Source organism: Streptococcus sp. HMSC057G03, assembly GCF_001808745.1.
Classification (GTDB): Bacteria; Bacillota; Bacilli; order Lactobacillales; family Streptococcaceae; genus Streptococcus; species Streptococcus parasanguinis_Z.
The window spans coordinates 194,642-203,264 of sequence record NZ_KV794418.1 but is presented as its reverse complement, the minus strand read 5'-3'; the positions used below and the strand labels follow the sequence as shown (position 1 = coordinate 203,264).

Genomic DNA, 8,623 nt, shown 5'->3' with positions numbered 1-8,623 from the left:
CCTGGTTTAAGAATGGAAGTTCCCGTTATTCCCTGAAAAACTTGGGAGATATGAAAATCAAGTACAACAAATTGATAGAAGAGTAGTAAGTTTTTTTTGAATCTAATCCCACATCATTTTTCGGAGGTGGGATTTTTGCATTTGACGCGGAGACTTGGGAAAATGATTTGGCAAAAATGATGCAAGTTAGTAGAATTCATGGTATAATGGAATGTAAAAATTTTTTATGAAAGAAAGTTAACCATGAATTTAAAAGATTACATTGCAAGCATTGAAAACTATCCACAAGAAGGGATTACCTTCCGTGATATCAGCCCTTTGATGGCAGATGGCAATGCTTATAGTTATGCGGTTCGTGAGATCGTTCAATACGCAACCGATAAGAAGATCGATATGATCGTCGGTCCTGAAGCGCGTGGCTTCATCGTTGGATGTCCAGTCGCTTTTGAATTGGGAATTGGATTTGCACCTGTTCGTAAGCCTGGTAAGTTGCCACGCGAAGTCATCTCTGCTGACTACGAAAAAGAATACGGTGTGGATACCTTGACCATGCACGCCGATGCTATCAAACCAGGCCAACGTGTCCTCATCGTTGATGACCTCTTGGCGACAGGTGGTACGGTGAAAGCAACCATCGAAATGATCGAAAAACTCGGTGGGGTGGTTGCAGGGTGTGCCTTCTTGATCGAGTTGGACGACTTGAAAGGTCGCGAAGCGATCGGCGATTACGACTACAAAGTTTTGATGCATTACTAATATAGTCTAATATTATAACTGGCTACAGAAAAACCATAATTGAAAACTATAAGCTCCTATCATATAATGTTAGTTAAGAACTTGCACGATGGGAGCTTTTTATGCCAATTACACTAGATAAAAAATTACCTGCAGTAGATATTCTTCGTTCAGAAAATATTTTTGTCATGGATGATGTTCGAGCAACTCACCAGGATATTCGTCCTATAAATGTTCTGATTTTGAATCTCATGCCGACTAAGGAAGCAACTGAGACTCAACTGCTACGCCTTCTGGCCAATACGCCCTTGCAGATCAATGTAGATTTCCTCTATATGGCGAGCCATAAGTCTAAAAATACAGCGGCCGAGCATATGGAGAGTTTTTACAAGACTTTTGAGGATATCAAGGATAATTACTATGACGGCTTGATTGTGACGGGGGCGCCTGTCGAAAAGATGGACTTTGAGGAAGTGGACTACTGGGAAGAATTAACCCAGGTCTTTGAATGGGCCAAGCGTCATGTTTTTTCTACCTTACACCTTTGTTGGGGAGCCCAGGCTGGATTGTATCACCGCTACGGGATTCAAAAAGTAGAGCTCTGTGACAAGCTATCCGGTATCTATGACCAAGCAGTGGTGCGTCCTGATAGTCTGCTCATGAGAGGATTTGACGATCGCTTCCTTGCCCCTCATTCTCGCTATACAGATATTCCTTTGAAGGAAGTCCTTGAAAAGAGCAATCTTCAAGTGATCGCTCAGGGAAATGAAGTTGGACTTTCCATCATTGCTAGTCCAGACATGCGTGAGGTCTATAGCTTTGGCCATCTGGAGTATGATCGCGATACACTGGCAAAAGAATACCACCGAGATGTCAAGGCGGGCTTGGATCCGGACGTTCCCAAGAATTACTTTGATGGGGATGATGCTAATACAGAGCCTCGCATTCGTTGGAATCTAGCTGCGACGACCTTCTTTAGTAATTGGATCAACTATGCGGTTTATCAAGAAACACCTTACCGCTTGGAAGAATTGGAAAAAGATATTTCATTTTATGGTTACCTATAAAGGGGAATTATGACATATTCACAAGCATTTAAGTATGGCAACTTGGTTCTTCCAAGTGCCTTGCTTTTTCATTATCATGAGTTGTTTGACCAAGCAGATGACTATTTGGTTTGGCAGTTTTTCTTCCTTCAAAATACGACCGGCCAAGAGGCCTTAACTCCCAATCAGATTGCTAGTCATCTAGGAAAAACGGTGACAGAAGTCAATCGGATTATGTCCAATTTGACCACCAAGGGACTCCTTCAGTACCGGACCATTGAGCTCAATGGCGAGATTGAAGCCATCTTTGATGCGACCATTGCCCTGGAGCGCTTGGATGAGATTTTAGAAGCCCAGACACAAGGGAAGACACAGAGCGCGCCTGCTAAGGGAAATGTCATCAAGGACTTGGTGGAAACCTTCCAACAAGAACTGGGACGTCTCTTGACACCTTTTGAAATTGAAGACCTGACCAAAACTGTGCGCGAAGATCAGACAGATCCAGACGTGATCAAGGCAGCATTACGAGAAGCTGTCTTTAACGGCAAGCCACACTGGAAATATATCCAAGCTATTTTACGCAACTGGCGCAGTGAAGGCATCAACAGTCTAGCCCAAGTAGAGGCGAAACTACAAGAACGCGAACAAGCCAACCCACGCAATGTGACCGTTTCAGACGATTTCTTGAAGGCCATGGATTTGTGGAAGGATTAGGAGGAGATGTCTTAAAGGATGAAACGGGGAGATAAAAAAAGAAAATATAGATGGTTATATCCTACGATACTTTTAGTTGGGCTGATTTTACTATTTAGTGTCGTCAGCTATTATTTTGCGCGTACAAGTATATTGTCATCAGGTCTGTATCCGGTTGAAGATAGCCTAGTACAGGCAGGCTATTCAAAAACAAAAGATGGCTATACAAAAAAAGAAGCTGACGTGACGATCCAGATAAAATGGAATAAAAAAACAAAAGAATTTGATAAGAATCACTATCATTTTAAAGTAGACAAGGATACGACTTTCTTATCGAAAGATTATGTTGATAAGGAAGTACTTGAAACACTAACAAATGGTCAATTATCGAATCAATTTGGCTTTGTTCATTACACAAAAGCTAAAAAGAAGGAGTGGCTAAAGGATTCTCCTAGATTGGTAGCCCATGCGGGTGGTGCGATTCGAGAAAAAGAATACAACACCTTTTATACTAATTCCTTAGAAGCTTTGCAACAGAATTATAGTCTAGGACATCGCTTGTTTGAAATGGATTTTTATCTGACAAGTGATAAAAAATTGGCTGCTGTTCATGATTGGAATCAGTTTGGAAACAAAAATGATGTTGCTCTTTCTTCTGATGAATGGAAAAAATTTAAGGCTTATGGTTCTCCAGAAACACCAAGTCGTTTCACGACGATGTTAGTGGGAGATGTCTTGGATCAAATGGTGATCAATAAAGATATGGTTTTGATCACAGATACTAAATCTATGGAAATTCCCAAAGAAGATATGATCATTCAATTTCAAGATATTGTTTCAGAAGCGAAAAAGCGAGACAAGGAACTATTGGATCGTGTGATTCCACAAGTCTATAATCAAGATATGTTCGGAGAAATTGAAGCTATTTATCCTTTCCAGCATGTTATCTATACCTTGTATTCTTCGCCAGATAGTGCAGAAGAGGTTATCGATTTCATTTCAAAACATGATGAAATCGAGGCAGTAACGATTTCATTTGCTGATCCTCGCTTCAATCCAGACTTTATAAATGCAGTTCATCGACTTGGAAAACGTATTTACATTCATACTATCCATACTTATGATGATTTAACTAAGTATGCGAATGTAAATGTTGACGGTTTTTATACTGGCTTGTTGACTCCTGAAGATGTAGCCTTGTATGAATCAGTTTCTAAATAGAAAAAGACTAGCACTTTATAAAAGTGCTAGTTTTTGAATGTAGACAAATTTTTTCGAAATAAAATGGCGCAAAAATATATGTTTTTTTAGCGTCAGACAAGCGAATATTGGAACTTTCCGCTGTGAGAAAAGCACCTGAAACACTATTGTTTCAGGTGCTCGGAATTATTGAGACCTTAGGCTCAATAATTAGTCTTGGAACTTCGGAGAAGTTCGCAGACGTCCGTACTCACATAAGGAAAGTTTTTAATAAGTTTCTGTCTTCAATCTTAAGCTAAAATGCAAGCTAAAATGTTTATAAATAATCAGCATAGGCTTTTTCTAGTTTACTAAGGAGTTCTTGTTTTTCCTCGTCACTGGCAAAGGAAGCCTGAATGGCATCAACATTGTGCTGGTAAAAGTCAGCTTCCTTGGTTTGGAAATGTTGATGGTAGAGGGTGTATTCCTTGGTGAGGTCGGTATCAGATACAGTGCGATTATCAGTATTGATACTGATCCGAGCACCGGCTGCCTTCATCTTCAGATAAGGGAAATCTTCTATAGTCGGCGCTGCTTTTGTTTGGAGGTTGCTGGTCAAGCAGAGTTCACCAGTGACCCCGTTGTCAATAAAGGATTGGAGTAAGGCCGGTTCATGAGATAGAGCCGTCACGTGGCCATTGCGTTTGATGCCAAAAGCAATCGATTGGGCTACAAAGTGTGGGCAATGACACTCACCTGCGTGAAGCGTCATAGGGCGATGGTAACTTTTGACTTGCTCGATTAAAGGTCGAATATCTTCTGGAGAGTAGTTGTGCTCATCTCCAGCAAAGTCAAAACCGACAAAATCTTGATCACTAACTTGGTTCGCTTCTGCTAGAATGCGAGAGGTGAGTTCTTGATCGGACTGTCGCATGCCACAGACCAAGGCTTTTGCAACAATGCCAAATTCCTCCTTGGCTTGGCGCAGTCCTTCACAGACAGCATCGATAGTTTCTGGGACGGTTAGCCCTTGGTTCATGGACAATTCTGGTGCAAAGCGGACCTCGATGTAGACGACATTTTCAAGAGCAGCTTGCTTGGCCACATCGTAAGCAGCAAGCGTCAAGGCTTCCTTGGTTTGGAGGAGCGGCCGAATGTAGTCAAAGGCCTCCAAATAGTCCAAGAGATTCTCACAGTGGGCAGGTGCAGAGACATGGTGTTTGAGCTCTTCATCGCTAGCAGGGAGGTCAATATTGGCCAGGGCTGCCAATTGACGAATAGTCGGAAGAGACAAGGAACCGTCTAAGTGACAGTGGAGTTCTGTCTTTGCCAAACTATGAAAATCGATCGTGGACATGGTTTTCTCCTTAAAATTGTATTTTTTCTATACTATCATTTTGCCAAGAAAAGTCAAGTAGCGTTCGCGTAGCAGATCTTTGAAAGGGAGCCTGAGATTTGATATGCTAGTAGTAATATAGACAAAGGAGAAAAGAGATGTCAGATTATCAATTACCAGAAGTATGGGAAGCACCGAGTCAAATGGGAGGAGCCTGGGGTGGCTTGAACCAACCAACAGCAGGTGCCCGCTTTGAACAAACCCTTCCAAAAGGTGACCAACCTTTCCAACTCTATACCCTTCCAACACCCAATGGGATCAAGGCCACCATTATGCTGGAGGAATTGAAAGAGCTTGGAGTGGAAGCTGGTTATGATGCTTATCGCATCAAGATTGGCGAGGGAGATCAGTTTGGAAGTGACTTTGTAGCCATCAATCCAAACTCGAAAATTCCAGCTATGTTGGATCAGTCAGGAGAGGAAGCGATTCGGGTCTTTGAATCGGCCAATATCCTCCTGTATCTAGCCGATAAATTTGGCAAATTAATTCCGACAGATCCTGCTAAACGGACAGAAGTGCTCAACTGGCTCTTCTGGCAGACAGGGGCTGCACCATTTTTAGGGGGAGGCTTTGGTCACTTCTTCCATTATGCGCCTGAGAAAATCGAGTATGCCATCAATCGCTTTGCCATGGAAGCCAAACGTCAATTGGACCTACTGGACAAGGAATTGGCGACCAAACCTTATATTGCAGGAGATGACTACACCATAGCGGATATTGCCATCTGGTCTTGGTATGGCCGTCTAGCCCAAGACAAGGTCTGGGATCGTGCTGGGATTTTCCTAAATGTGAAGGAATACAAGCATCTGCAGGCTTGGACAGAGAAAATTGCCAATCGCCCAGCTGTGAAACGTGGCTTAGTAGTAGAATATAAGGAAATTGATGCATAATGAAAAGGGCGCTGTCGCGCCTTTTTTTAATGGTGCAAACATGGTATACTAAAGGATGGAATAAAAGTTTAGAAAGTAGCACATGGAATTTACAAAATTATCGAATCGATTGGACTTGGTGGCCAGTTTCGTCCCAGCTGGAGCGCGTCTGTTGGATGTGGGAAGTGACCATGCTTATCTCCCAATCGCCCTATTACAAGAAGGCAAGATTGAGGCTGCTATTGCAGGAGAAGTGGTTGAGGGACCTTATCAGTCTGCTCTCCAAAATGTTGCCGATAATGGTTTAGAAGATAAGATAGAGGTCCGTCTGGCCAATGGCTTGGCTGCCTTTGAACCAACAGACGGCATTTCTTGTATCACTATTGCGGGCATGGGAGGACGCTTGATTGCAGATATCCTAGCAGCAGGGCTTGAGAAATTAGCCGGTGTCTCTCGCTTGGTCCTGCAACCCAATAATCGAGAGGATGAACTGCGGGCTTGGTTGGTAAACCATGATTTTCGCATTGTCGATGAAGCTATCTTGGAAGAAAATGAGAAGTTCTATGAGATCCTCGTGGTGGAACACGGTTCTCAAGAGTTGACAGCCAAGGAACTGCGTTTTGGTCCCTATTTGATGCTGGAACAGGCCCCAGCCTTTGTCCAAAAGTGGTCCAAGGAAGTGGAGAAATTAGCCTTTGCTTTGGAGCAGGTCCCAGTTGAGAATCAATCCGCCAGAGCATCGTTAGAAGAGCGTATCGCCCAAATCAAGGAGGTCCTAAATGCTAGCAAGTGAAGTCATCAAACGCTATGAAGCTTACTGTCCTCAAGAACTTTCCATGGAGGGAGATGTCCGTGGCCTACAAGTTGGTACGTTGCAAAAAGACATCAAGAAGGTCATGGTAGCTTTAGATATCCGCGAACAGACGGTGGCGGAAGCTATCGGCTATGGGGTGGACTTGATCATCGTCAAGCACGCGCCGATTTTCCGTCCCATCAAGGATTTGGTAGCTGATCGGGCTCAAAATCAGATCTATATCGACTTGATCAAGCATGATATCGCAGTCTACGTCAGCCATACCAATATTGACATTGTTCCAGATGGGCTCAACGATTGGTTCTGCCACCTCTTGGACATTGAAGATACAGAGCCCCTCAGTATGACAGGGGAAGGATTCGGAATCGGCCGGATCGGTCGGGTAGCTACCCAAACCTTTGGCCAGTTGGCTGAAAAGGTCAAAGAAACCTTTGGCTTAGATGCTTTGCGCATAGTCAGTTATGACCAGGCAGATTTGGAACGGGTCATCGAGCACGTCGCCATTTGTGGAGGAAGTGGCCAGTCCTTTTACAAGGATGCTCTCGCCAAGGGAGCAGAGGTCTATATCACAGGAGATATCTACTACCACACGGCTCAGGACATGCTGAGTGATGGGCTCTTGGCCTTGGATCCGGGACACCATATCGAGGTTCTTTTTGTGTCAAAATTAGTAGAAAAGCTCAATCAGTGGAAGGCTGAAGAAGCGTGGGAGATTGAAGTGATTGGCAGTCAAGCCAGCACCAATCCTTTTTACCATATCTAAGGGGGCATGATGAAAGTTGCCATTATCGGTGCAGGGATCGTGGGATCTACTGCAGCCTATTATTTATCCAAAGAAGTACAAGTGGATGTGACCGTCTATGACCATGGAGTCGGCCAAGCAACTAAGGCAGCGGCAGGCATTATTAGCCCTTGGTTTTCTAAACGGCGGAATAAGGCCTGGTATCGCCTGGCTCGTCTGGGAGCAGACTTTTACCAAGAATTGGTAGAAGATCTGGCCAAGGACGGAATTAAAACAGATTTTTACCAGCAGACCGGCGTCTATCTCCTCAAGAAAAAGGAAGAAAAATTAGACAAACTCTATCAGTTGGCGCTGAGTCGACGAGAAGAATCTCCCTTAATCGGGGACTTGGCAATTTTGACTAAGGAAGAAGTAGCCCAGCAATTTCCTGATCTACAAGGCTTTGAGAAGCTCCTTTATGCATCAGGTGGTGCTCATGTGGAGGGAGCCCTTCTAACGGAAACGCTTCTTAAAGCCAGTGGGGCAAGAGTGATCAAGAAAGAGGTTGCTCTCTCAGTCTCAGATGATGGCTATCAGATTGCAGGAGAAAGCTATGACCAAGTTATCCTAGCAACAGGAGCCTGGTTGGGGCAAATCCTTGAGCCACTTGGCTACCAAGTTGATGTCCGTCCGCAAAAGGGGCAACTGCGGGATTATCAGCTAGACCTAGATACTGCTGATTATCCTGTGGTCATGCCTGAAGGAGAGCTGGATATCATTCCCTTCCAAAATGGAAAGATCAGTATGGGAGCCACCCATGAAAATGAGATGGGCTTTGACCTGACAGTGGATCAGGCTTTGCTGAATCAGATGGAAACAGAAGCCTTGGCCTACTATCCAGAACTCGCTCAAGCCGAAGTTATCGGGGAGCGCGTGGGAACCCGTGCCTACACCAGTGACTTTTCACCATTTTGGGGAGCTGTTCCTGATCAAGTAGGCCTCTATGTCGCCAGTGGACTTGGTTCGTCTGGCCTCACAACTGGTCCCCTCATTGGGTGGCACCTATCCCAACTCGTGGTAGGAGGAAACCTGCGCTTAGATCCAGCAGATTATCCAGTTGAACAATATGTGAAGAAGTAGGCTGGGACAAAAGTCCTAGCCTCTCAATTG

Annotated in this window: 10 protein-coding genes; 9 read left to right on the top strand and 1 reads right to left on the bottom strand. The window is 44.1% G+C overall.

Going from position 1 to position 8,623, the window contains the following annotated elements; translation table 11 throughout:
- The 5 genes from HMPREF2686_RS10310 to HMPREF2686_RS02965 form a co-directional block, all read left to right on the top strand.
- Window positions 1-86 (top strand): TipC family immunity protein (locus tag HMPREF2686_RS10310; protein WP_148130192.1); only part of this gene is annotated, 86 nt, incomplete at its 5' end.
- 157 nt (window positions 87-243) lie between these two features.
- Window positions 244-756 (top strand): adenine phosphoribosyltransferase, encoded by a 513-nt coding sequence (locus HMPREF2686_RS02980; protein WP_049506642.1) that lies wholly within the window; start codon window positions 244-246, stop codon window positions 754-756.
- Window positions 757-857: 101 nt separating this feature from the next.
- A complete protein-coding gene (metA, locus tag HMPREF2686_RS02975; RefSeq protein ID WP_024055870.1) occupies window positions 858-1,802 on the top strand; it encodes a homoserine O-acetyltransferase MetA in 945 nt (314 codons plus the stop codon).
- Between the two features lie 9 nt (window positions 1,803-1,811).
- A complete protein-coding gene (locus HMPREF2686_RS02970) occupies window positions 1,812-2,495 on the top strand; it encodes a DnaD domain-containing protein (RefSeq protein WP_049483308.1) in 684 nt (227 codons plus the stop codon).
- Window positions 2,496-2,513: 18 nt separating this feature from the next.
- Window positions 2,514-3,695, top strand: a complete 1,182-nt coding sequence (locus HMPREF2686_RS02965; protein ID WP_070449153.1) for a glycerophosphodiester phosphodiesterase family protein — start codon at window positions 2,514-2,516, stop codon at window positions 3,693-3,695.
- Between the two features lie 295 nt (window positions 3,696-3,990).
- Here HMPREF2686_RS02965 and add read toward each other — a convergent pair whose 3' ends face one another.
- Window positions 3,991-5,010 (bottom strand): adenosine deaminase, encoded by a 1,020-nt coding sequence (add, locus tag HMPREF2686_RS02960; RefSeq protein ID WP_070449151.1) that lies wholly within the window; start codon window positions 5,008-5,010, stop codon window positions 3,991-3,993.
- A gap of 137 nt (window positions 5,011-5,147) precedes the next feature.
- Here add and yghU point away from each other — a divergent pair, with 137 nt between their 5' ends.
- From yghU to HMPREF2686_RS02940, 4 genes are all read left to right on the top strand, one after another.
- Window positions 5,148-5,939, top strand: coding sequence for a glutathione-dependent disulfide-bond oxidoreductase (gene yghU, locus HMPREF2686_RS02955; RefSeq protein ID WP_070449150.1), 792 nt, complete (start codon window positions 5,148-5,150; stop codon window positions 5,937-5,939).
- A gap of 82 nt (window positions 5,940-6,021) precedes the next feature.
- A complete protein-coding gene (locus HMPREF2686_RS02950) occupies window positions 6,022-6,711 on the top strand; it encodes a tRNA (adenine(22)-N(1))-methyltransferase (RefSeq protein ID WP_070449148.1) in 690 nt (229 codons plus the stop codon).
- Window positions 6,698-7,495, top strand: a complete 798-nt coding sequence (locus HMPREF2686_RS02945; protein WP_049507188.1) for a Nif3-like dinuclear metal center hexameric protein — start codon at window positions 6,698-6,700, stop codon at window positions 7,493-7,495. The genes HMPREF2686_RS02950 and HMPREF2686_RS02945 overlap by 14 nt, the downstream gene beginning before the upstream one ends.
- A gap of 6 nt (window positions 7,496-7,501) precedes the next feature.
- Window positions 7,502-8,593, top strand: coding sequence for an NAD(P)/FAD-dependent oxidoreductase (locus HMPREF2686_RS02940; RefSeq protein WP_070449146.1), 1,092 nt, complete (start codon window positions 7,502-7,504; stop codon window positions 8,591-8,593).
- Window positions 8,594-8,623 lie beyond the last annotated feature (30 nt).